21 protein-coding genes are annotated in these 23872 nt (G+C 60.9%); 10 read left to right on the top strand and 11 right to left on the bottom strand.

Annotated features, from left to right (window positions below; translation table 11 throughout):
* The first annotated feature begins 6 nt into the window (after nt 1-6).
* Nucleotides 7-1503 (top strand): phosphomannomutase/phosphoglucomutase, encoded by a 1497-nt coding sequence (locus K7H22_RS14300; RefSeq protein WP_230801548.1) that lies wholly within the window; start codon nt 7-9, stop codon nt 1501-1503.
* A 66-nt stretch (nt 1504-1569) separates the two neighbouring features.
* Here the strand turns inward: K7H22_RS14300 and K7H22_RS14305 are convergent, their stop codons facing one another.
* Genes K7H22_RS14305 through dut form a run of 3 tightly spaced genes read right to left on the bottom strand, consistent with a single transcriptional unit; the run spans nt 1570 to nt 5113 of the window.
* Nucleotides 1570-3582 carry a M3 family metallopeptidase gene (locus K7H22_RS14305; RefSeq protein ID WP_230801549.1) on the bottom strand — a complete coding sequence of 671 codons (2013 nt, stop codon included), beginning with the start codon at nt 3580-3582 and terminating at the stop codon, nt 1570-1572.
* The gene (locus K7H22_RS14310) at nt 3563-4648 is read right to left on the bottom strand and encodes a HesA/MoeB/ThiF family protein (RefSeq protein WP_230801550.1); all 1086 of its coding nucleotides are present in this window, start codon (nt 4646-4648) and stop codon (nt 3563-3565) included. Before K7H22_RS14310 ends, K7H22_RS14305 begins: the two co-directional genes overlap by 20 nt.
* 3 nt (nt 4649-4651) lie before the next feature.
* The gene (dut, locus tag K7H22_RS14315) at nt 4652-5113 is read right to left on the bottom strand and encodes a dUTP diphosphatase (RefSeq protein ID WP_230801551.1); all 462 of its coding nucleotides are present in this window, start codon (nt 5111-5113) and stop codon (nt 4652-4654) included.
* A 428-nt stretch (nt 5114-5541) separates the two neighbouring features.
* On the opposite strand from dut, the gene K7H22_RS14320 reads away from it, so the two are divergent.
* Complete coding sequence (locus K7H22_RS14320; RefSeq protein ID WP_230801552.1) at nt 5542-6237, top strand: FG-GAP repeat domain-containing protein; 696 nt, start codon at nt 5542-5544, stop codon at nt 6235-6237.
* Here the strand turns inward: K7H22_RS14320 and coaBC are convergent.
* From coaBC to K7H22_RS14335, 3 genes are all read right to left on the bottom strand, one after another.
* Complete coding sequence (gene coaBC / locus K7H22_RS14325; protein ID WP_230801553.1) at nt 6234-7427, bottom strand: bifunctional phosphopantothenoylcysteine decarboxylase/phosphopantothenate--cysteine ligase CoaBC; 1194 nt, start codon at nt 7425-7427, stop codon at nt 6234-6236. The genes K7H22_RS14320 and coaBC overlap by 4 nt on opposite strands.
* A 64-nt stretch (nt 7428-7491) precedes the next feature.
* Nucleotides 7492-8301, bottom strand: a complete 810-nt coding sequence (locus K7H22_RS14330) for a ChaN family lipoprotein (RefSeq protein ID WP_230801554.1) — start codon at nt 8299-8301, stop codon at nt 7492-7494.
* On the bottom strand, nt 8298-9176 hold the full coding sequence (locus tag K7H22_RS14335) for an RNA polymerase factor sigma-32 (protein WP_230801555.1): 879 nt from the start codon (nt 9174-9176) through the stop codon (nt 8298-8300). Before K7H22_RS14335 ends, K7H22_RS14330 begins: the two co-directional genes overlap by 4 nt.
* 114 nt (nt 9177-9290) lie before the next feature.
* Between K7H22_RS14335 and cobU the strand changes: the two genes are divergently transcribed.
* The 3 genes from cobU to K7H22_RS14350 all read left to right on the top strand — a co-directional run bounded on the left by cobU (nt 9291) and on the right by K7H22_RS14350 (nt 12070).
* The gene (gene cobU / locus K7H22_RS14340) at nt 9291-9824 is read left to right on the top strand and encodes a bifunctional adenosylcobinamide kinase/adenosylcobinamide-phosphate guanylyltransferase (protein ID WP_230801556.1); all 534 of its coding nucleotides are present in this window, start codon (nt 9291-9293) and stop codon (nt 9822-9824) included.
* Complete coding sequence (locus K7H22_RS14345) at nt 9821-10393, top strand: histidine phosphatase family protein (RefSeq protein WP_230801557.1); 573 nt, start codon at nt 9821-9823, stop codon at nt 10391-10393. The genes cobU and K7H22_RS14345 overlap by 4 nt, the downstream gene beginning before the upstream one ends.
* 156 nt (nt 10394-10549) lie before the next feature.
* Nucleotides 10550-12070 carry a YifB family Mg chelatase-like AAA ATPase gene (locus K7H22_RS14350; RefSeq protein WP_230801558.1) on the top strand — a complete coding sequence of 507 codons (1521 nt, stop codon included), beginning with the start codon at nt 10550-10552 and terminating at the stop codon, nt 12068-12070.
* Here the strand turns inward: K7H22_RS14350 and gshB are convergent, their stop codons facing one another.
* The 3 genes from gshB to rsmI all read right to left on the bottom strand — a co-directional run bounded on the left by gshB (nt 12071) and on the right by rsmI (nt 14450).
* Nucleotides 12071-13006: a glutathione synthase gene (gene gshB / locus K7H22_RS14355; RefSeq protein WP_230801559.1), complete on the bottom strand. Its 936-nt coding sequence runs from the start codon at nt 13004-13006 to the stop codon at nt 12071-12073. It lies immediately after the preceding gene.
* A gap of 110 nt (nt 13007-13116) precedes the next feature.
* The gene (locus tag K7H22_RS14360; protein ID WP_230801560.1) at nt 13117-13593 is read right to left on the bottom strand and encodes a YraN family protein; all 477 of its coding nucleotides are present in this window, start codon (nt 13591-13593) and stop codon (nt 13117-13119) included.
* Nucleotides 13590-14450 carry a 16S rRNA (cytidine(1402)-2'-O)-methyltransferase gene (rsmI, locus tag K7H22_RS14365; protein WP_230801647.1) on the bottom strand — a complete coding sequence of 287 codons (861 nt, stop codon included), beginning with the start codon at nt 14448-14450 and terminating at the stop codon, nt 13590-13592. Before rsmI ends, K7H22_RS14360 begins: the two co-directional genes overlap by 4 nt.
* Before the next feature lie 86 nt (nt 14451-14536).
* Between rsmI and K7H22_RS14370 the strand changes: the two genes are divergently transcribed.
* From K7H22_RS14370 to murJ, 3 genes are all read left to right on the top strand, one after another.
* On the top strand, nt 14537-15796 hold the full coding sequence (locus K7H22_RS14370; RefSeq protein WP_230801561.1) for a penicillin-binding protein activator: 1260 nt from the start codon (nt 14537-14539) through the stop codon (nt 15794-15796).
* Nucleotides 15756-18578 carry a [protein-PII] uridylyltransferase gene (locus K7H22_RS14375; protein WP_419248187.1) on the top strand — a complete coding sequence of 941 codons (2823 nt, stop codon included), beginning with the start codon at nt 15756-15758 and terminating at the stop codon, nt 18576-18578. The genes K7H22_RS14370 and K7H22_RS14375 overlap by 41 nt, the downstream gene beginning before the upstream one ends.
* 83 nt (nt 18579-18661) lie before the next feature.
* Complete coding sequence (murJ, locus tag K7H22_RS14380) at nt 18662-20212, top strand: murein biosynthesis integral membrane protein MurJ (protein WP_230801562.1); 1551 nt, start codon at nt 18662-18664, stop codon at nt 20210-20212.
* Between the two features lie 47 nt (nt 20213-20259).
* On the opposite strand, the gene K7H22_RS14385 is transcribed toward murJ, so the two are convergent.
* Nucleotides 20260-20973 carry a rhomboid family intramembrane serine protease gene (locus tag K7H22_RS14385; protein WP_230801563.1) on the bottom strand — a complete coding sequence of 238 codons (714 nt, stop codon included), beginning with the start codon at nt 20971-20973 and terminating at the stop codon, nt 20260-20262.
* Nucleotides 20974-21046: 73 nt separating this feature from the next.
* Here K7H22_RS14385 and trpS point away from each other — a divergent pair, with 73 nt between their 5' ends.
* Together trpS and K7H22_RS14395 are read left to right on the top strand one after the other, a co-directional pair.
* Entirely contained in the window at nt 21047-22093 is a 1047-nt protein-coding gene (gene trpS / locus K7H22_RS14390) for a tryptophan--tRNA ligase (protein ID WP_230801564.1), read from the top strand.
* A complete protein-coding gene (locus tag K7H22_RS14395; protein ID WP_230801565.1) occupies nt 22093-23172 on the top strand; it encodes a hypothetical protein in 1080 nt (359 codons plus the stop codon). The genes trpS and K7H22_RS14395 overlap by 1 nt, the downstream gene beginning before the upstream one ends.
* A gap of 64 nt (nt 23173-23236) precedes the next feature.
* Here the strand turns inward: K7H22_RS14395 and K7H22_RS14400 are convergent, their stop codons facing one another.
* A complete protein-coding gene (locus K7H22_RS14400; protein WP_230801566.1) occupies nt 23237-23812 on the bottom strand; it encodes a L,D-transpeptidase in 576 nt (191 codons plus the stop codon).
* Nucleotides 23813-23872: the final 60 nt, after the last annotated feature.

Raw genomic sequence — 23872 nt, forward strand, 5'->3', positions numbered from 1 at the left:
TGTAACGTGCACAAACCACTCCCGACCGTCGCGCAGAACACCTGGGATTTCCTGAAGGTGCCGATGATCACGCCAACCGGATTTCGCGAATATGATGCGCGCTGGAAATATCCCGACCAGATCAACCTGCCCGGCATTACGGCGCTGGGTCTTGGTCTGGGCACACAGATGCGCCGTCGCGGTATCGCGCCGGTCATCGCGGTGGGCAATGACTATCGCGACTATTCGCTATCAATCAAGAACGCCCTGATCCTAGGGCTGATGCAGGCGGGGATCTCGGTCAAGGATATCGGCCCTGCCCTGTCGCCAATGGCCTATTTCGCGCAATTCCATCTGGATGTGCCCGCTGTGGCAATGGTGACAGCCAGCCACAACCCCAATGGTTGGACCGGGGTCAAGATGGGCTTTGACCGCCCCCTGACGCACGGCCCCGACGAGATGGGCGAGTTGCGCGATATCGTGCTGAACGGCGAGGGTGAAGCCGCCCCCGGCGGTGCCTATGAATTCGTGGAAGGTGTGCGCGACGCCTATCTTGATGATCTGGTGGGCGATTTCCGCATGACCCGCAAGCTGCGCGTCGTCTGCGCGACAGGGAACGGCACGGCATCGGCCTTTGCGCCGGAACTGTTCGCCCGTCTGGGTGTCGAGGTGATCCCCAGCCATAACGCGCTGGACTATACCTTTCCGCATTACAACCCGAACCCCGAAGCGCTGGAAATGCTGCATGACATGTCGGACAGCGTCAAAGCGTCAGGTGCGGATTTCGCTTTGGGTTTTGATGGGGACGGCGACCGCTGCGGTGTCGTCGATGACGAGGGTGAAGAGATTTTTGCCGACAAGATGGGTGTCATCATGGCGCGCGATCTGTCGAAACTCTATCCCGGCAGCACCTTTGTCGCGGATGTGAAATCGACCGGCCTGTTCGCATCGGACCCCGAACTGATCGCACAGGGCGTCAAAGCGGATTACTGGAAAACCGGACACAGCCATATGAAGCGCCGCGTCAAGGAATTGGGCGCGCTGGCAGGGTTCGAGAAATCGGGGCATTATTTCCTCGCCAGTCCAATCGGGCGGGGATACGATTGCGGCATGCGCGTCGCGGTGGAAATTTGCAAGCTGATGGACCGCAACCCCGATATGTCGATGTCCGACCTGCGCCGCGCCCTGCCGCAGACATGGGCCACGCCAACGATGTCACCCTATTGCGGCGATACCGAGAAATACGATGTGCTGGAACGTCTGGTGGCTAAACTGGTCGCCAAGCACGAGGCAGGTGAAACGCTGGCAGGTCGCAAGATCGCGCAGGTCGTGACCGTCAACGGTGCGAGGGTCATTCTGGACAATGGCGGATGGGGGCTGGTCCGGGCCTCGTCGAACACGCCCAATCTGGTTGTTGTCTGCGAAAGCCCCGAAAGCGAGGCCGAAATGCGCGCCATCTTTGCAGAAATAGATGCAGTCATCCGCACCGAACCCAGCGTCGGCGAATACGACCAGAAAATCTGATCGGCTCAGAAAGCAGAGGCGGCAAATCCCTTGGGAAAGGGGTTTGCCTGTTGCTTTTGCCCAAAGTCAGGCCGCGAGCCCGCGCCCTTTTAGCAAAGCCTCAACCCCCGGCAGGCGGCCGCGAAACGCGATGTAAAGCTCGGCCGGATCGCGCGATCCGCCCGTTGACAGGATGAAGCTTTCCAGTGCCTCCGCCCGTTCGGGATCGAACGCGCCGCCTGCCTCCTCGAAGGCCGCGAAAGCATCAGCGTCCATTACCTCGGACCACATGTAGCTGTAATAGCCGCTGGAATATCCGTCACCCGAAAACACATGCGCGAAATGCGGTGTGGCATGGCGCATCGCAATTGCGCGCGGCATACCAAGCTCTGCCAGAACATCCGCCTGACGCGCCATCGGATCAGTCGGCGGTGTGCCCTCGTGAAATGCCAGATCGACCAGCGCCGACGCGACATATTCTACTGTCTGGAACCCCATATCAAAGGTGGCAGCCCCCAGAAGCCTGTCAAGCATATCACGCGGCATCGGCGCGCCGGTATCGGCATGGGTCGCGAATTCGGCCAATACTTCAGGCACTTCCAGCCAGTGCTCATAAAGCTGGCTTGGCAGTTCCACGAAATCGCGGGCGACGGATGTGCCCGACACCGAGGGATAGGTCACATCCGACAGCATCTGGTGCAAGGCGTGGCCGAATTCGTGGAACAGTGTGCGCGCATCGTCATAAGACAGCAGCGCGGGATCACCCTTGGCAAAATTGCACACATTGATCACGATCGGGCTGCGGGTTTCAGGCCATTTGGCCTGTGACTGCATGGCCGAGCACCATGCGCCAGAGCGTTTTGATCCGCGCGCGAAATAGTCGCCGATGAAAACCGCCACATGCCGGCCTTGGCGGGTCACTTCCCATGCGCGGCAATCCGGATGGTAGAGCGGCAGTTGCAGCGGCGTGAAGTCCAGACCGAACAGCCGGTTGGCGCAGGCAAAGGCAGCCTCGATCATACGGTCAAGCTGCAGGTAGGGCTTCAGCGTCGCCTCGTCCAGATCATGCTCGGCCTGACGGCGGCGGGATGCATAAAAGTGCCAGTCCCAAGGTTCCAGATCACCGTTGACGCCATCGGCATGCATCATCCGCTCCAGCACAGCAGCATCCGCTTCAGCCTGTGCACGGGCAGGCAACCAGACATCCATCAGCAGATTGCGCACGGCTTGAGGATTGCCCGCCATTTCGGTTTCCAGCTTGTAGGCTGCAAAACTGTCATAGCCCAACAAGGCCGCACGTTCGGCACGTAAGGACAGGATTTCAGCAGAAATAGCACGGTTGTCGGTCTCGCCCCCGTTGGCCCCGCGCGCCACATAAGCGCGCCACGCCACCTCGCGCAGATCACGGCGCGGCGAGAATTGCAGGAAAGGTGTGATCAGCGAGCGCGACAGCGTGATCACCGGCCCGTCCATGCCTTTTTCCTGCCCCGCAGATCGGGCCGCCGAGACCAGAAAATCCGGCAAACCTGCCAGTTCCGCTTCGGCCAGTGGCAGCGACCATGCGCGTTCATCCGCCAGCAGGTTCTGCGTGAACTGCGTGCCCAGCACGGCAAGCCGCGATTTGATCGCCGCCATGCGCGCATCCTCGGCCCCTGTCAGGGCGGCACCCGCGCGGACAAAACCGCGATGCGTCAGCATCAGGACACGGGCCTGCTCATCGGTCAGTTGCAGCGCGTCGCGGCGCGCCCACAGATCGGCAACACGGGCAAACAGCGCCTTGTTGGCCGTGATCTTTGCGGAATGGGCCGCAAGACGGGGCGAGAAGGCGCGTTGCAACTCCTCGCGGGCTAGGGTGCTATCAGCACCTGCCACGGCGTAGAAAACCGACAGAACCTGATCCAGCGATTTGCCCGCCGCTTCCAGCGCGCCCACAGTATTGTCGAAGTCGGGCGTTTGCGGATCACCGGCAATCGCGTCGATCTCCGCCTCATGAGCGGCAAGTGCGACGTCAAAGGCGGGGGCGAAATCGGTATCCTTGATCCGGTCGAACGGTGCCAGCCCGAAGGGCGTTGTCCATGTCTCAAGCAGCGGGTTGGTCATCGGAAAGCTCTCCTTTGGGGCGGGACGCAGCGCAGACCGGACAGTCGGGGCGCGCATGTATCTTGATGGTGCGGTGTTCGGCATGCAGCGCGTCATGGATCAGAAGACGCCCGCGCAAATCCTGCCCTGCGCCTGTGATCTGCTTGATCGCCTCAAGCGCCATCATTGCGCCGATCACACCTGGCAAGGGGCCGATCACACCGGCTTCGGCACAGGACGGGGCCAGCCCTTTTGCGGCGGCCTGCGGGAAAATGCATTGATAACAGGGACCGCCGCGTGCCGGATCGAACAGAGAAATCTGCCCTTCCCATTGCGATAGCGCGCCGGAAATCAACGGCTTGCCCAAGGCCACCGCCGTGGCATTGACCAGATAGCGGGTCGCCACATCGTCGGTACCATCCAGCACCAGATCATAGTCGTCGAAAAGATCCGCCGCGATATCGGCCGTCAGGCGGCGATTATAGGGGTGTACCGTGGCAAAGGGATTTTGTGCGCGCAATGCAGCCTCGGCAGAGAAGACCTTGGGCATGCCGATGGCGGAATCGTTGTGGATGATCTGGCGTTGCAGGTTGGAACTGTCCACCACGTCATCGTCGATCACCCCGATCGTGCCCACGCCCGCCGCTGCTAGATAGAGCAGCGCTGGCGCACCAAGACCCCCAGCGCCGATTACCAGAACACGCGCATCCTTGATCCGGCGCTGGCCAGCGCCACCCACCTCGCGCAGCACGATATGGCGGGAATAGCGGCCAAGCTCGGTCTCTGAAAATAGACCTTGCACCTTAGTAGTCTTGTCATGCGGCGCGGCATTGTCTGCACGTGCGCGCAGGCGCGTCAGAGCGGCGCGGTAAAGCATGATCAAGGCCGCGAAACCGCCCAGAAGCAACCAAGGGGCCGCGCTACCGCCCGTGGACAGGCGCAGCGACGCCGTTGCGGGCAGGGTCAGATGGATCACAACAACACCGGCCCAAAGAAAGCCGATCATGGTCCAGCGGATGCGGCGGGGCGCGCCCATGAAGGCACCGATCCCCCAAAGCACGCCCGCCATGACGAATACCAGAGCCATGGATCACCCCCGCCCAGTCGAGCCGAAACCGCCCTGCCCGCGATCGGTGTCGTCCAGTCTGTCGACCAGATCGAAAGCGGCGCGCACGACCGGCGCAATGACCATCTGTGCGATACGCTCACCGTGGGCGATGTGGAACGGATCGGCACCGGCATTCATCACGATCACCCCCACAGGCCCGCGATAGTCGCTGTCAATCGTACCGGGGCTGTTGGGAAGCGTGATGCCATGTTTCAGCGCAAGACCGGAACGGGGCCTGATCTGTGCCTCGTAGCCTTCGGGGATCTCGAGGCTGAGGCCCGTCGGCACCAGAGCGCGCGCGCCGGGGGCAAGTGTGATGCCCGCGCGGTCCTGTGGAGGGAAGTTCGCACGCAAATCGGCGCCAGCCGCACCAGAGGTTTCATAACTTGGCAAGGCAATGGCAGGATCGGCCTGTGAAGTTCTGATGCAGCGGATTGTCAACATGAAACGCCCCTTGCAGGCTTTGGCCCCTGACGGGCCTGATACACTCGGTCACAAGAGACATAACCGAAAGGGACCGCGTTGCAAGGCACAGGGCATTTAAGCGGGCTTGGGGCATTGCCGCAGCGCGGTTGTATCACCTGAACTTGATTGGCCACTCAGAGCTAGTCCTGTGCAGATTTGGCGAATAGGTCTATTCTGAAACCGGCACGGCGATTGTCAGAACTGTTTCGTTTTGAGCAGCAATAATTTTTTCCGGAAAGTGTTTTGTTGCAAAAAATCCAGCTTAGGCACAACAAATGAACATTATCTTCCGTCTTTTATCAATTTGTCTGACATTATTGGGCCTACTTTCAATGGTGACCACTCAGGCTGTCGCCGAAATATCCAAGATAACGTCCACTGGGGCACCTTATACTGGGCCTACAAGCATGCCTTGGCCCCTTTCTGCCAGCCTGTCAGACCCGACCGACCGCTATCCCCATGGTGTTCTTGGGCGAATCCCGTCTTTCACCACACTCACCGTCGAGGCACAGATATGCGAAGGCTGCCCTGAGGCGAGAGTATCGGCGCGGCTGACATTGCCCGCACCGCTGGTGTTCGAGGATGTGGCCCCGCGGCTATGGGATATCACCGGAGATGGTCGGCCCGAGATCGTTGTCGTGCAAAGCCACGAGAACCTAGGCGCGCGGCTGACGGTATGGACGTTGCGCGATACACAAGAAGAAGCGGCGCCCCTGTTCCGGATGATTGCCGCGACAGATTTCATCGGGACTCGCTTCCGCTGGCTGGCCCCCTTTGGCGCAGGCGATTTCACCGGCGATGGAGCGATCGAGATCGCCTATGTAGAGACACCGCATCTGGGCAAGGTTTTGCGTCTTGTGGGGCTGGAAGGTGACAGGCTGGTCGAACAGGCTTCACTGGCCGGTGTGACCAATCACCGGATCGGCGAGGAGACGATCTCCGGCACTGTCCGCAGTTGCGACGGTCGGACCGAGGCCATCCTCGCCGCGTCCGACTGGCGGCGGATGGTTGCGGTGCATTGGCAGAACGGGGCATTGAGCAGCCGCGATCTAGGACCGCTGAGGGATGTCGGGGAACTGACCCGCAATGATAGCTGCGGCTAATCCAGGGCCTCTGCAATACGCTGTGCCAGTTTGTTGGCGACGTCCTGTTTGGACATGCGCGGCCAATCCTCGCGCGAGTCGGCTGTGATCAGATGCACAGCGTTTTCCGTGCCCCCCATGATGCCTGTCGCGGGGCTGACGTCATTGGCGACAATCCAGTCGCAGCCTTTGCGGGCGCGCTTGGCTTCGGCATGGGCGATCACATTGTCGGTTTCAGCGGCAAAGCCTATCACAAGCGCGGGACGGTCTGCCTTGCGCTGGCTGACGCGGGCCAGAATGTCGGGGTTTTCCGCGAATTCCAGCACCGGCATGCGGCCCGCATCTTTCTTGATCTTGGACCCTGAAGCCGATGCAACCCGCCAGTCCGCCACGGCTGCGGCAAAAACGGCCGCATCGGCGGGCAGCGCGTCTTCGACCGCTTGCAGCATCTGCCGCGCGGTTTCGATCCGCACGACCTGCACGCCAGCAGGCGGAGGCACATCGGCTGGCCCCGTCACAAACACCACATCCGCCCCCTGCGCTGCCAAGGCGCGCGCAATCGCTGTGCCCTGCGCGCCGGACGAACGGTTGGCGATGTAGCGCACCGGATCAATCGGCTCATGCGTGGGGCCGGACGTCACGATGATACGCTTGCCCGTCAAAGGCCCCTGCACCAACGTACTTTCGATAGCCGCAACAATCTCGAGCGGTTCTGCCATACGTCCCGGACCGAATTCACCGCAGGCCATGTCACCATCGTTCGGCCCGACAAACAGGATACCGTCCGCGCCGAGTTGAGACAGGTTGCGTTGCGTTGCGGGATGATCCCACATCCGCACATTCATGGCAGGCGCCGCCAGTACCTGTGTATCGGTCGCCATCAGAAGGGTTGATGCCAGATCATTGGTGTGGCCATGCGCCATTTTCGCCATCAGATCGGCGGTTGCAGGTGCCACCACCACCAAATCAGCGCTGCGCGACAGTTGGATATGGCCCATCTCGGCCTCGTCGGTCAGATCGAAGAGGTCGGTGAACACCTTGTCACCTGCCAGCGCTGACACGGAAAGCGGAGTCACAAACTCGGCCCCTGCCTTTGTCAACACAGGCGTTACCGATGCGCCGCGTTCGCGCAAGCGTCGGATTAGATCAAGCGATTTATAGGCTGCGATGCCACCGCCGATAATCAGAAGTATTTTCTTGCCGCGCAGCATGCCGAGCCTCCGCCATTGTTGGGCGACAGTAGAACCGGCGCTGCAGGCTGACAAGGGCGCGCGCTTAGCCGCGATTGCGAAACGCTTCGCAAGGATCGGGACGCTCGACCGCAGGTGCCGACAATACCGCATCAAAACCGCCGGGGGTCCCAGTGCCGTCTTCCTGCTGACCGATGGTTACCACATTCAGATCGGGCCTGAGGGATGCCAGATATGCCGGCACTCCCCAGTCGCGCCGCGCGTGGCCGTTTCCCGTGATCAACACGACCGGACCGCCCGTTTCATCCAATGCGCGCAGGGTTTCGCGCGCCAGCACTGCATCGCGCAGGCGCTGCAGATCGACCATCACCGGCAACATTTCGGGCGGCATCGCGCTGCAATGGGCGGTTTGCTGCAACTCTTCCCGTGCGCTTTGCTGATCTTCGGGCAGGGGATCGGACAGACCATAGGCGCCTGCATCAGGACCGAAGCTTTCTACAATGCCAGCCTGCATCGCGTCCCGCGCCGCGTCGCGCGGGACGGCCGCGCCATAGATCTCGGCAGAAGGGGCCGCCGCAAAAATCGGGTAATACATCGCAAAATCGGGCCAGCCGCTATCAGCCCATCCGAGGGCCGTTTCCAGCAAAGCCTGATCCGCGCGGTTGTCTTGCGTGACCAGGACCGCCTGTGCTGTCGTCAGCATCTCGAACACGATGGCGCGCGGCGCAATCTGCTGCACAAGCTTGGCCTGCGCCTCGTGATGGGCCGGATTGTCATGGACCTCGCCCACGATCACAACGGATGCGCCCGCAACAGTCGCAAGCAGGGTTTCAGGCAAAGGGCCCGCGATTGCGGGCCCAGCCAGAAATACGAAAATCAGCGACAGAATTCTCATACAAGAAAGTCTTGCACCTCACGCGACTGGCTTTCCAGTTTTTTCCGCATCTTTGCGAAAGCCGCAGCTTCCAGTTGCCGGACACGTTCCTTGGACAGGCCCAGTTCTTCGCCAAGGCTTTCCAAGGTGCGCGGACTATCGCGCAGCTTGCGTTCCCGCACGATGAAACGCTCGCGGTCATTCAGGGCGCCCAAAGCCTCAAGCAACCAATTCCGCAGTGCTTCGGTATCGTGCGCAGTCTCGACTATCTCTGACGCCTGCGAACCTTCATCCTCGATCGTGTCGATCCATTCGCGGCCTTCATCCTCGGCTGATTGGGTCGCGTTCAGCGAGAAATCGGAACCGGACAGCCGGCCTTCCATCATCTCGACATCATGCAAGGGCACGCCGATCTCGGTCGAAATCATCTGGCGCATCTGGTGACGGTCCAACACCTCGCCACGCGATTGCGCTTCGCGTTCAAGACGCGCCTGCACCCGACGCAAATTGAAGAACAGCGATTTCTGACTGGAAGTGGAGCCCGTCCGCACCATCGACCAGTTGCGCATCACGTAATCCTGAATGCTCGCCTTGATCCACCACACTGCATAGGTCGAGAAACGCACACCGCGATCGGGATCGAACTTGTCGGCAGCTTTCATCAAACCAAGACCCGCCTCTTGGATAAGATCATTCATCGGCGCGCCATAGCGCCGGAATTTGGACGCCATCGAAATCGCAAGGCGCATATAGGCCGTGATCAGGCGGTGCAATGCGGCCTCGTCACGCTGATCGCGCCATGCATAGGCGAGTTTCAGTTCGGTTTCAGCATCAAGCAGTTCCGCTTTCATTGCCTTCCGCGACAGGGTCATGTCATTTGGTGCGTCAAGTGCCATATCTACCCCCAGGATGTGGCCAGCCGCGCCATCTGCGCTAGTTGGCCAGGTTCTATTTGTATAGAAGGTGCTACGGATGCTAACGCCGATCGGATCACTAAAGATGGTTCTTCAATGTTACCAAAGCTGACCCTTGTGCTGGGAGGCGCTGCCTCGGGCAAATCGGCTTGGGCGGAACAGCTTGTACTGCAAACGCTTCTGCAGCCCGTTTATCTGGCCACAGCACAGGCTTGGGATGCTGAAATGCAGGCCAAAATTACCCGTCATCGCGAGACCCGCGGGACCGGCTGGCTAACTGTCGAAGCACCGCTTGACCTGCTGCCTGCGTTGCAGGCAGCCCGCATTGATCAGACCGTGTTGCTGGATTGTGCGACACTTTGGCTGAGCAATCATCTGCTGGCCGAAAGCGATCTTGATAAGCAATCCGCGTCTCTGCTTGAGGCTTTGGAAGTTTGCGCGGCCCCAGTAGTGGTTGTCAGCAACGAGGTTGGCGCAGGTATCGTGCCCGACAACGCGCTGGCACGACGTTTTCGCCAAGCGCAGGGAGAGTTGAACCAGCGGTTGGCGTCACAGGCAGGTCTGGTGGTGGCCGTCATGGCAGGGCTTCCGCTGGTGCTGAAGGGCCAGATACCACAGGCAAAATCATGAGCCGCTTTTTCTGGGTCCGCCACGGGCCGACCCATGCGAAATCCATGGTCGGTTGGTCCGATCTGCCTGCCGATCTGTCCGACAGCGCGCAACTGGAACGCCTGTCGACCTTGTTACCGCAGAAGGCAGTAGTGATCTCCTCGGATCTGGTGCGCGCCAGTGCGACTGCGGACGCTATTGCCGGACAGCGGCAACGCCTGCCGCATGATCCGGAATTGCGCGAGATCCATTTCGGCGCGTGGGAGCTGGCGCGTTTCGACGAGGTCGAGGATCAGGCAAGGCTGCACGCCTATTGGGACGAGCCCGGTGATATCCGACCGCCCGGTGGCGAAAGCTGGCACGAGGTCACGGCGCGGGTAGACCGCGCCGTCAACCGCCTGCTGGCGGCCCATCCGACGCAGGATATCGTGGTGGTGGCGCATTTCGGTGTGATCCTGACTCAGTTGCAAAAAGCTCTGGGAATCGGCGCCTACGAGGCTTTCTCGCACCGGATCGACAACCTGTCGGTAACCGAACTGCATCACGCGGATGATGGATGGCAGATCCTGCGAATTAACCACCTGCCCTGACAGATTGCAAGAATGCGGGGGCTGGTCTGCCCCCCGATGTCCCTGCGGGACACCCCCAGGATATTTGCCGCAAGAAGAAGCCTGCCCTGTATTTGTTAACATTTCTGAAAGCTGTGCAGCCTAATCATTAACCCTGTTGCAATCCGGGAGCGGGACATGGTGGCGCGCGCCTATACGGTGGCTTTCGAAGGTGTGTCGGCCCGCACTGTCGAAGTGCAATGCGCGGTCACGCCCGGACTGCCCGCCTTTTCGGTCGTGGGTCTGCCCGACAAGGCCGTGAGCGAGGCACGCGACCGCGTGCGCGCCGCGCTGAGCGCGATGGGCATTGCCTTGCCCAGCAAAAGGATAACGATCAATCTATCGCCCGCCGATCTGCCCAAGGAAGGCAGCCATTTTGATTTGCCGATTGCGCTGGCGCTTATGGCCGCTTTGGAAATCGTGCCACCGGATGCTGTGGAGCGGACAACCGCACTGGGAGAGTTGTCTCTGGATGGCTCGCTCATCGGTGTGCTGGGCGCATTGCCTGCGGCGATGACCGCTGCGGAAGAAGACCGCATCCTGCTTTGTCCGCGCGCATCTGGGGCCGAGGCCGCGTGGGTCGGGGCTTGTCAGGTCATCGCAGCGGGGTCGTTGATGGATGTGGTGCGCCACTACACCGGACAGTCGCCGATTGCTCCCGCTGACCCCGGAGAGGTCAGGTCCGACAGCGGTACGCGCTGTCTGCGCGACGTGAAAGGTCAGGAACGGGCCAAACGAGCGCTGGAAATTGCCGCGGCCGGACGCCATCATCTGCTGATGATCGGCACGCCGGGATCGGGCAAGTCCATGCTGGCCGCCCGCATACCCGGTATCCTGCCGCCCCTGACCGCGGTCGAGGCGTTGGAAACCTCGATGATCCATTCACTGGCTGGCCTTCTGGATGAAGGCGGCATTTCCCGCGCACGTCCGTTTCGCGAACCTCATCACACGGCCTCGATGGCGGCGATCGTGGGCGGAGGACGCAGCGCCAAACCTGGCGAGATCAGTCTGGCGCATAATGGGGTGCTGTTCATGGACGAGTTTCCCGAGTTTCCACGCGGGGTGCTGGAAACGCTGCGGCAACCGGTCGAGACAGGCGAAGTGATGGTAGCGCGCGCCAATGCCCATGTGAGATATCCCTGCCGGTTCATGCTTGTTGCTGCGGCAAACCCCTGCAAATGCGGCTATCTGACCGATCCGGCCCGCGCCTGCACCCGTGCGCCGGTCTGTGGCGAAGACTATATCGGGCGCATCAGCGGGCCTTTGATGGACCGCTTCGACTTGCGCGTCGAGGTGCCGCCGGTCGCGTATACCGATCTGGACCTGCCCGCATCGGGTGACAGTTCCGACTGTGTGGCCCTGCGGGTTGCTGCAGCAAGGGAGATACAGGCCGCGCGGTTCAAGACTGGCGAGGGGATGCGCCTTAATGCGGATGCCGAAGGTGCTGTTCTGGACAATATCGCTACGCCAGACGCGGCCGGACGCGCCTTGTTGGGGCGGGTGGCCGAACGTTTCGGCTTGACCGCACGGGGCTATCACCGCGTTTTGCGTGTCGCGCGCACCATCGCGGATCTGGCGGGCAGTGACAGCGTGACAAGCTACCATATCGCCGAGGCTGTCAGCTACCGTCTGGTGGGGATCAAGGAAGGTGGACCCTGATCAAGCGCGCTTTGCCTCGATGTTTTCCCAGATTTTTGCTGCGATATTGACCCCGTCGAACCGCTCCAGTTCCTGCACACCTGTGGGCGAGGTGACATTGATCTCGGTCAGCCAGTCGCCAATCACATCAATGCCCACGAAGACCTGTCCTTTTTCCCGCAGAACCGGACCGATGCGGGCGCAAATCTCCAGATCGCGGGGGGTCAGGTCCACTTTCTCGGGCCGGCCACCGACATGCATGTTCGAACGTGTCTCGCCCGCCGCTGGGACACGGTTGATCGCGCCTACAGCCTCGCCATCGACAAGGATCACACGCTTGTCTCCTTTGCTCACGGCTGGCAGATATTTCTGTACAATCAAAGGCTCTCGGCTGAAGCCGGTGAACAGTTCATACAGCGAAGACAGATTTCGGTCATCCGCAGTCAGACGAAAAACACCGGCGCCGCCATTCCCATAGAGCGGCTTGAGGATCACATCGCCATGCCGGTCCTTGAATGCGCGGATCGTGGCCAGATCGCGCGCCACGGTCGTGGGCGGCGTCAGATCGGGGAAGTTCAGGACCAGCAGTTTTTCAGGCGAGTTGCGAACCCAGAATGGATCGTTGACCACAAGTGTTTTGGGATGGATGCGGTCCAGCAGATGGGTGGTGGTGATGTAGAACATGTCGAAAGGAGGGTCCTGACGCAGCCAGACCACATCGAATTCGGACAGATCCACCTCTGCCTCGTCACCCAAATGATAATGATCTCCCTGCACGCGCTGCACAGTCACCGGCCATCCCCGCGCGGTCACGCGCCCCTCCTGATAGGCAAGGCGGTCAGGTGTGTAGTAGAACATCTCGTGCCCGCGCGCCTGAGCTTCTTCCATGAGACGAAAGGTCGTGTCGGCATTGATATTGATCGGCCCGATCGGGTCCATCTGAAAGGCGATTTTCATGTCCGGCTCCGCTAAAGGTTTGCCCTTACATGGCCCAACAGGAAGAGCGAGACAATCACAAAGGCAGATATTGGCATCTGCCGTTCCATCACCGAACCATGGCCTGCGCCTCAGTCATTCTCACCAAACGCGTTCTCGAGGATCTCCAGCGCCCCGATATCATTGACCATGGCCAGATCGAACCGCATGTCGGTCAGTTGTCCGGAAACGGTCCGCCCCAGAAACTCGGTCGCGGCCAGCATGATCCGACGCCGCTGTGCCGACCCCAAAGACAGCAAGGCAGTTTCGAAGCAGCGGCTTTTCTTGACCTCGACAAAAACAATAGCCGCACCGTCGGCGAAAATCAGATCGATTTCCGCCCGCGCACCACGCCAGCGTCTGGCCAGAAGGGACAACCCGCGTGCTATATAATGGCGTTCCACGGTGCCTTCCGCTGCCAGACCTGCCAGATAGGAGGTCTGCCCCCGCACTTGGCGCGTCTTGGCAAGACCGGATGACGCGCGAGCGTTGTCCACTGGGGGCGGCAAAGGCAGATCGAGTTGTGCCGCCTGAAGAAGGGCTATTCGAGGGTCGAACCACGCTGTCATTCTTTCTGCTCCAATTTCAAGGCCATCTGGTAGACTTGGCGTCGTGGTAGACCCGTGCTTGCCGAAACAGCATCCGCCGCATCCCTCACAGACTGACGAGTCAATGCCTCTTTGATCAACTCTTCTAGATCAACTTCGTTAATACTCTCCGAAGACTTTCGGGAAATCAGCACGACAATCTCGCCTTTCAGCGTCCTTGCTGCGCAGGTCTCGGCCAGATCTGCCAACGTTCCGGGGATCACCTCCTCGAATTTCTTGGTCAGTTCGCGGCAGATCGCCGCCTGCCGGTCGGCTCCCAGAACCTCGGCGCAGTCGCGCAACATCGCGCCAATGCGCTTGGGCGATTCGTAGAAAACGAGAGTTCCGGGAATATCGGCATAGCCGCGCAGCGCGGTTTTCCGCTGACCCGAGCTATTGGGTAGAAAGCCTGCGAAAAAGAAGCGATCGGTCGGCAAGCCGCCGACGGTCAGGGCTGTGACCACGGCGGATGCCCCGGGGGCCGAGGTGACAGGATGGCCGGCCTCGCGGGCGGCGCGGGCCAGATCGAAACCGGGATCTGCCACCATCGGCGTGCCGGCTTCAGACGCATAGGCCATCGTCAAACCCTGCTCCAGCAGGCCCAACAGACGCGGACGCATCTGGGCGCCATTATGGTCGTGATAGGACAGAACCTGACGGTCCCCCAGCGGAACACCGTGAATCTCCATCAACTTTCGCAGTGTTCTTGTATCTTCGGCCACCAGAACATCCGCGTTTGCAAGGATATCAAGAGCCCGCAGAGTGATATCGCGTGCACTGCCGATAGGCGTGGCGACCAGGTAGAGGCCGGGCGAGAGTTTGACCGCTTTCGGATTCAACACTGGACCCTCCCTGCATGGTGTCTATTATCCCTCTTCGTGCCGGTGGCCCAAAATACCGCCGAAGTCGAGGGAGAAGTCTTGCCATGTTTGCCTTTCTGTTACCCGCTCGCAAGGCGTTAGGCCACGTCGGTCGTGAATGCCTTTCTTCTGCACTCGCAAGACTTGCTCCGGCGATCCGCCCTCTGCAGTCTTCCCGACGGGGGGTTTTTACCATAGCGGCCTTGGGCGCGCTGGCAGCTTGTGAACCGATTGACACCTCGCTGGACCGTGCTGCGCCCGCCATAGACAATTCGGCGCCGGTAGCCGTTGCGTTGCTGGTGCCGCGCGGATCGGCCAATGCCAGTGACGAGGTACTGGCCCGCGCGCTGGAGAATGCAGCGCGACTGGCGATTGCGGATCTGGGGGATGTAGCTATCGACCTGCGCGTCTATGGAACCGCAGGATCAGCAGCGACAGCGCAGCAGGTTGCCCTGCAAGCCGTGTCGGACGGGGCAAAGATCATTCTTGGTCCGGTTTACGCCGAGAACGCGAATGCGGCCGCCGTCGTCGTGGCGTCCAGCGGTGTGAACGTGCTCGCTTTCTCGAACAACACCTCCATCGCAGGCGGCAACCTTTTCATCCTTGGCCCGACCTTCGACAATACGGCGGATCGGCTGACCCGTTACGCGGTGCGCCAGAACAAGGGCCGCACCGTCGTGGTCTATTCCGAGGACGTGGCGGGGCGCGCGGGGCTTGCGGCAATCGAAGGCGCATTGGCGCGCAACGGTGGCACAGCAGTCGGTGCCATCAGTCACGAGTTTTCGCAAAACGGCGTGATGCAGGCCGTGCCCCAGATCGTCAGCGCCGTGCGCAGCGGCTCTGCCGAATCTATTTTCATGACCGCCGACACCGCAGGCGCACTGCCCCTGCTGACGCAGCTCCTGCCCGAGGCAGGCGTATCGCCAGCGACAACGCAATATATCGGTCTGACGCGTTGGGATATCCCCAGCCAAACAACCGATCTGCCCGGCGTTCAGGGCGGCTGGTTCGCCTTGCCTGACCCCGAGATGTCTGCCCGTTTCCGCAGCCGCTATTCCGCGGCATATGGCGAGTCTCCGCATCCGATCGGCGGTCTGGCCTATGACGGGATCGCCGCAATCGGTGCGCTGGTCAGTTCCGGCCGAAGCGATGCGCTAAGCCGTGCATCCCTGACCCAGAGTGCCGGGTTTCAGGGTGTGAACGGCATTTTCCGTCTGCGCACAGATGGAACAAATGAACGTGGGCTGGCCGTGGCCCAGATCCGTGACAGACAGGTGGTTGTAATTGACCCTGCCCCAAGAGCCTTTGGCGGTGCCGGATTCTGATCCGGCACTGACCACCTATCCCCTTCAACTGCCGCAGGCGCCGGACAACATGATTTGTCCGGCGGCGTGTATTTTTGATGCCCGTGCGATCGCCAAAGCGCTGGATGCGGCCACCTCGGGGCTGGCGCCGGCACAGATGCGTGGGGCTGTTGTCCCTGTGCTGACGCAAGCCTTGCAGGACGGGCGTAGCGCGATCGCTGCCGCTTTCGAACAGCAGCCTTTCGACTCGCGGCCTGCAACACGCGCCTATTGCTGGTTGACGGATTGCATCGTCGCCTGCGCGCAGGATGTCGCGATCCGGCTGATCCACCCGCTGGCGCAGCCCTCGCAACATGAACGGATCGCCCTGATCGCGGTCGGCGGCTATGGCCGTGGCGAGATGGCGCCGCAATCGGATGTGGACTTACTGTTTCTCAGTCCGACAAGGATTAGCCCATGGGCCGAATCCGTGATCGAAGCGATGCTTTATATCCTGTGGGATCTGCGCCTGAAGGTTGGTCATGCCAGCCGCACCATCAAGGATTGCCTGCGCCTGGGCGGTGATGATTTCACGATCCGTACCGCTCTTCTGGAACACAGATTTCTGGGCGGCGATGCCGCATTGGCCGCGGATCTTGACCGGCGGCTGAAGGCAGAACTCTTCAAGGGCACGGCCCGCGAGTTTATCGAGGCAAAACTGTCCGAGCGAGACAGCCGCCACGAGAAACAGGGTGGCCAGCGCTATATGGTCGAACCGAATGTCAAGGAAGGCAAAGGCGGGCTGCGCGATCTGCAATCACTGTTCTGGATCGCGAAATACCTGCATGGCGTTCAAGACCCTGCGGATCTTGTCCGGCTCAAGATGTTCCGCCCCGAAGAATATGCAACTTTCCAGAAAGCCGAAAGCTTTCTCTGGGCAGTGCGCTGCCATCTGCATCTGATCACCGGACGTCCTGCAGACCAGCTAACCTTCGATCTTCAGGTTCAGGTGGCCGAGAGGACGGGCTATGTCGACAAGGGCGGCAGGCGCGCGGTCGAGCATTTCATGCAGGACTATTTCCGCCATGCGACATCCGTCGGTGATCTGACGCGGATTTTCCTGACCAAGCTGGAAGCGCTGCACGTCAAGTCCGGTCCGTTGCTGGAACGGATTTTCCGCCGCATGCCGAAGGTGAAACCCGGATATGTCGTGATCCACAACCGCCTTGCGATCGAGAACGAGACGGCGTTTCTTAAGGACAAGCTGAACCTGCTACGGCTGTTCGAAGAGGCGCTGAGAACGGGTATGCTGATCCATCCGGATGCGATGCGACTGGTTACCGCAAACCTCAATCTGATCGACGACGATCTTCGCAACACCCGCGAGGCGCAGCAGATTTTCATGGATCTGCTGTTGAAACACGGCAATCCGGAACGCGCGCTCAGGCGAATGAACGAATTGGGGATGCTCGCCGCCTTCATCCCCGAATTTGAACCCATTGTGGCGATGATGCAGTTCAATATGTATCACAGCTATACAGTGGACGAGCATACCATCCAGTGCATCCGCAACCTGTCCGAGATCGAGCGCGGCAAGCTGGTCGAGGAACTGCCCGTCGCATCAAGCATCCTGCGCGAAGGTGTGAACCGCAAGGTGATCTATCTTGCGCTGCTTTTGCACGATATCGGCAAGGGCCGGACCGAGGATCACTCGGTCCTGGGCGCGCAGATCGCGCGCCGCGTGGCACCGCGTTTGGGACTGAACAAGGCCGATTCCGAGACCGTCGAATGGCTGGTGCGCTATCATCTTCTGATGTCGGATATGGCGCAGAAACGCGATCTGTCCGACCCGCGCACCCTGCGTGATTTCGCCAAGGCGGTGAAGACGCGCAAACGCCTGGATCTTCTGACGGTGCTGACCGTCTGCGATATTCGAGGTGTGGGGCCGCAGACATGGAATAACTGGAAAGCCATGTTGATCCGCCAGTTGCACCGCGAAACCAGCCGCGCGCTGGAACACGGGCTGGAGGATCTCAACCGCGAACATCGCGGGGCCGAGGCGAAGGGCGCATTGCGCGAAGCGCTGCGCGACTGGGATGCGGCTGCGCTGAAACTGGAACTGGGGCGGCACTACCCGCCTTACTGGCAGGGGCTGGATACGCGCACACAAGTGATCTTTGCCACGATGCTGCGTGACCTGCCGGATGACGAAATCCGCATCGACCTTGTCCCTGACGAGGATCGCGATGCCACCCGCGCCTGTTTTGCGCTATCCGATCACCCCGGTATATTCTCGCGCCTCGCGGGGGCCTTGGCGCTGGTCGGGGCCAATGTCGTCGACGCGCGCACCTATACGTCCAAAGACGGTTTCGCCACGGCAGTGTTCTGGGTGCAAGATGAAACCGGCAGCCCCTATGACGCAACCCGCCTGCCCCGCTTGCGCCAGATGATCGACAAGACGCTGCGCGGCGAGGTGGTCACGACCGAGGCGATCAAGAGCCGCGACAAGATCAAGAAACGCGAACGCGCCTTCCGCGTGGCGACCTCGATCACCTTCGACAACGAAGGGTCCGAGATCTATACGATTATCGAAGTAGACACCCGCGACCGTCCCGGCTTGTTGTTCGATCTGACCCGGACGCTGGCCAATGCCAATGTCTATATCGCCAGCGCCGTGATCGCGACCTATGGCGAACAGGTGGTCGATACCTTCTATGTAAAGGATATGTTCGGGTTGAAATTCCACTCATTGGCCAAACAGAAGGCGCTTGAGCGAAAACTGCGCGATGCGATCGAGCAAGGCGCCAAGCGCGCGATTTCCTGACGCAGAGGGCTGCGCGCGACCCCTTCCAAGACGCACCTGCTTGGGATAGGTCCGTGGATGATTTGCAGCAAAGGTCGCAGCCCATGAAACCCATCCGCCTGATCGCCGGCTTTATGACCGTGGGGCTGTGGACCTTGGCAAGCCGCGTGCTGGGTTTCGTGCGCGATGCGATGATCCTTGCCTATCTGGGCACAGGTCCGGCCTACGAGGCCTATGTCGTGGCCTTCCGTCTGCCCAATATGTTCCGCCGCTTCTTTGCCGAAGGGGCGTTCAACATGGCCTTCGTGCCGATGTTCTCCAAGAAATACGAGGCAGGCGAGGATGCGCAGGGCTTTGCCGAAACCGCCTTTGCGGGGCTTGCCTCGGTATTGATCATCCTGACGCTGGCGGCGCAGCTTTTCATGCCATGGATGATCTATGCACTGGCCAGCGGCTTTGCCGGACAAGAGCAGTTCGCGCTGTCGGTCGATTTCGGCAGGATCGTCTTTCCCTATATCCTGTTTATCTCGCTCGCGGCTCTTTTGTCAGGCGTGCTGAACGCGACGGGTCGCTTTGCCGCTGCGGCCGCTGCACCTGTGCTGTTGAACGTGATCCTTGTCGCCGCAATGGTCGGTGCTGCGATACTGGAGCTTGATGTGACCATGGCGCTGATCTGGGGCATTCCGCTGGCAGGCATTGCCCAGCTGGCGCTGGTCTGGATAGCCGCAAAGCGCGCGGGCTTTGCGCTTGCGCCGCGCCTTCCCCGCTGGACACCCGAGATGAAAAGGCTTGTCCGGATAGCGGTTCCCGCAGCACTGGCAGGCGGCGTTGTGCAGGTCAACCTGCTTGTGGGTCAGCAGGTCGCCAGTTATTTCGACCGCGCTGTCGGCTGGCTTTACGCGGCTGACCGTCTGTATCAACTGCCGCTTGGCGTCGTCGGCATCGCCATTGGCGTGGTGCTTCTGCCCGATCTGTCGCGCCGGTTGGCGGCGAATGACACAAAAGGCGGGCGCGACGCGCTCAGCCGTGCGGCCGAGGTCTCGCTCGCCCTGACAATTCCGGCCGCCGTGGCGCTTGTGGTCGTGCCGCTGCCGCTAGTCTCGGTTCTGTTCGAGCGCGGCGCGACTACAGCGGATGACAGCGCAGCCATCGCGATGGCCGTGGCAGTCTACGGTCTGGGCCTTCCTGCCTTTGTGATCCAGAAAATCCTTCAACCGCTGTTCTTCGCGCGTGAGGACACCCGCAGCCCCTTCCGCTATGCCGTTGTCGCCATGGTGGTCAACGCCCTTGTCGCGATTGGTCTGGCCCCGCTTATCGGCTGGATCGCGGCGGCGATCGCCACCAGTCTTGCGGCATGGATCATGGTCGCTTTGCTCATTGCTGGAACCCGCCCGATGGGCGATGTGGCCCGCTTCGACCTCCGTTTTCACGCGCGCATATGGCGGATCATCGCGGCCTCACTGGTCATGGGAGGCTTTCTCTGGGGCGCTATGACATTGCTTACCCCGTTCTTTGCAATGGCCGGCTGGCGCTATCTGGCGCTCTTGGGGCTGATCGCGGTCGGGATGATCAGCTATTTCCTCACCGGCCAGTTGATCGGCGCGTTCCGCCTTGGCGAATTCCGCCGCGCCTTCCAACGAGGTGGCAGCGCCTAGGGCCGCGCGTTTCTTCCTGCGTCAAATATCCAAAGGACAACATCGCCCTATTCGTGACGCAGCTTGTCGCGCAGCCGCGCAAAGCCACCCGGACTGACGGCGAAGGACAGCGCGAAGCCACAGACAAAGCCAACCAGATCGGCGATCCAGTCCGCACTTCCACCGAACAGGACCCCGAATACCAGTTGTATCCCCATCAGGAACGCAATCAGCGTGAAAGCACGCAGCTGTGGCCCGCCTTCCTGCCCAAGCCGCAGCCACAAGACATAGGTAAAGGCCCCGATCAGGCCATAGACACCCGGAAATGCACCGATCAGCGGGACACCGCTGCCGACAATCATGCCGTAAATCACTGCACCACCGATCGAGGCGCCGAAAAAGACCACCAGCACGGCCCAACCACGAAACGCCTCGCCCACGAACTTGCCGAGCGCCAGAACCATGATCCCCGCAAACAGCGCATGGGTGAAATTCGCATGCACGAACGGAAAGCTGACAAAACGCAACAGATGTTCGGCAGGCCAGCGACCATTGGCCAGCATCCACTGAAAGATATCAGCCGAGAACGCATAGGTCTGGATCGCGCCCAAGCGCCACCCTATGGCTTGCGGCCCACCAGCCAAGCCCTGCGCGCCAAGGGTGAACATTGCCTCGACCGCCATGATCGCGGCGAAAAGCACGATCACGACAGGGGGAAGCGGATTGATCGGACTGGGGCCTGCGCCGCCGCCCTGCTCTGTGTCGTCATAACGCTGCATCATTGACCTCTGCTTGACGGGGCTTTGGGGCATGGGTAAGCCAGCCAGACCAATAAATCCAGACGGAGAAGTCATCATGGCGGATGCGGTCCACACGCAATCCAACCCGAGCGCCGGTTTTACACCGCGCGTATTTTCCGGCATCCAGCCCTCGGGCGGGCTGACCCTTGGCAATTATCTGGGCGCGATCAAGCGTTTCGTGCAGATGCAGGATAGTGGCGCGCCCACGATCTATTGTGTGGTCGACATGCATGCCATTACCGTCTGGCAAGACCCCGAGGCATTGCGCCGCCAGACCCGCGAACTGACTGCGGGCTATATCGCAGCGGGTCTTGATCCTGCGAAGTCGATCCTTTTCAACCAGAGCCAGGTTGTCGAGCACGCGCAGCTTGCATGGGTGTTCAACTGCGTAGCCCGCATGGGCTGGATGGGGCGGATGACCCAGTGGAAGGACAAGGCGGGCAAGAATGCAGAAAACGCCTCGCTCGGGCTCTTCGCCTATCCCGCGCTGATGGCTGCCGATATTCTGCTTTACCATGCAACCCATGTACCCGTGGGCGAGGACCAGAAACAGCATCTGGAGCTGACGCGCGATGTGGCGGCCAAGTTCAACCATGACTACGGCGTGGATTTCTTTCCCATTACGGAACCTGTGATCGAAGGAGCGGCGACACGCGTGATGTCCCTGCGCGATGGCACGAAGAAAATGTCGAAATCTGACCCGTCAGATGCCAGCCGCATCAATATGACCGATGATGCCGACACGATCGCCAAGAAAATCCGCAAGGCCAAGACCGATCCCGAGGCGCTCCCATCCGAAGCCGCAGGGCTTGCGGGTCGGGCGGATGCACGCAACCTGGTGAATATTTATGCCGCGCTTTCCGACAGTTCGGTGGACGATGTCCTGCGCGATGTGGGCGGCAAGCCGTTTTCCGAGTTCAAGCCCATGCTGGCTGAACTGGCGGTGGCAAAGCTGTCGCCCATCTCGTCGGAAATGGCGCGGCTGATGCAGGAGCCCGCAGAAATCGACCGCGTTCTTGGACAGGGCGCCGCACGCGCCCGCGAGATCGCAGCCCCGATCCTTCAGAAGACCTATGATATCGTGGGCATGATCCGCAGTTGATGCGTCAATCCCCGATCAGATGGCTGGCACGCATTGTCCTGTCATGCTGTCTGATCGGTGCCTTGGCCGTGTCAGGTTTCAATATATGGACGCTGTTGCATTCACCGGCAGGTGCGGCCTTCACTGCACGCAGCCAGGAAGGTATCGCCGCTGCTTCGGAGCGCGCGCTGTTGCGCGCGGCGACCGCTGAAACGGTTTCCGCACGGATCACCAGTTTGCTGGCCGAGACACCACGCAACTGGCTGGCCATCACAGCAATTGAATCGCTTGCGGCCGAGCGCGGGATCAACCTGCCGCCCGATGTGACTGTAAGGCGCGATGAAGCCTACAGCACCGATCACGGCCTATGGATGACAGGCCAGAAATGCGCCCGCTGCACGATCGACGCCAGCACCTGCGAGCTCTCGGCAATCTTGCTATGCCGTGCGCCTGTCGATCTTTCCGTGATCGGCGACGTCGCTGGCCTGACACGCGGCGCAGGTGCACATCTTGCGGGGCGCGATGTAGATCAGGTTGAGATGATCCTGTCCGCCATCGGGTTGACCGCCGTGGCCTTAACCGTAGCCAGTGGCGGCAGTTCGCTTTCTATCAAGGCTGGGGCGGGGTTTGCAAAGATGGCCAAGGCTATGAACCGCCTGCCCGCGACCCTGACGCGCCCGCTGATGCGCGCCGCACGTGCTGGCATCGACTGGGCGCGCCTGCCCTCGGCGCGTCGCACGCAGGACGTCGCTGACTTGATGCGACCTGCCATATTAAGCCCTGCCACCAAGATCATTGAAGATACCGGACGGATGGTGCGTCGCACCGGCACCTTGGACGGGTTGCACCTGATGAAATATGTCGATGACCCAACGGATCTGTCTCGAATAGCCCGCGTCTCGGAGGCTCTGGGGCCGCGCATGGTGGGTGTGGCGGAAACACTCGGCAAGAGCCGGCTTTTGCGGTTGACCATGCGGGTGGCGGACCCTGTCTGGCATGCCGCAGCAGGCATGATTGCCGCGTTGGCGGCGCTCCTGTCACTGGTGCAGTCAGCGATGGCATCATCCGTGATGCGGCTCATGCGCCGCATTGCAAGTTGACAACAGGCCGCGCATTGACGTGCAGGCCGTTGACTCGTGAAAACGACCCCGCCAATCAATCAAGTCAGATCAGACGAACCTGCGTGCCCACGCGCGCGAGGCTGAAAAGCTCTTCGATATGCTCGTTATAGAGACCAATACAGCCATCGGATGACGCGCGCCCGATCTTGCGCGTGTCATGGGTGCCGTGGATCAGGTAATACTGCCAGCTCAGGTATAAAGCATGGGTGCCAAGCGGGTTTTCGGGCCCCGCCGCGACCGTCACCGGCAGGCTGGGATCACGCTCGCGCATGGACGGTGTAGGCGTCCATGTGGGGCCGACACGGGTGCGCACGATGCGAGTATAACCCAGCCGTGTCAAATCCTCGCTGGCGGGCACCGAACTGGGGTAAAGACGGTAGGTGCTTTCATCCTCGGACCAGAAATGCACAGCCTTTGACCGAGTGTCAGCAAGGATAACCCCGTTCTCTAGCGTGTCGAAATGGTCCTGCCAGCGGATCGCGCGGAATGACGACAGGTTATTGCGGACTGCGCCCGTCGCTGGCCGTTCGTTGGGTTCCTGAACCGCGCCCGCGCGCCCCATCCATAGCGCCGCCGCCGCGCCCGCCAAAAGTGTCCGTCTTGTCCAGCGATCTGCCATGATGCCTCCTGCGGGCCTGCCTGTGCCCCGTGTCATTGTGGTGTTTCATACCGCCGCAGC

It is taken from the genome of Seohaeicola saemankumensis (genome assembly GCF_021021435.1).
Classification (GTDB): Bacteria; Pseudomonadota; Alphaproteobacteria; order Rhodobacterales; family Rhodobacteraceae; genus Seohaeicola.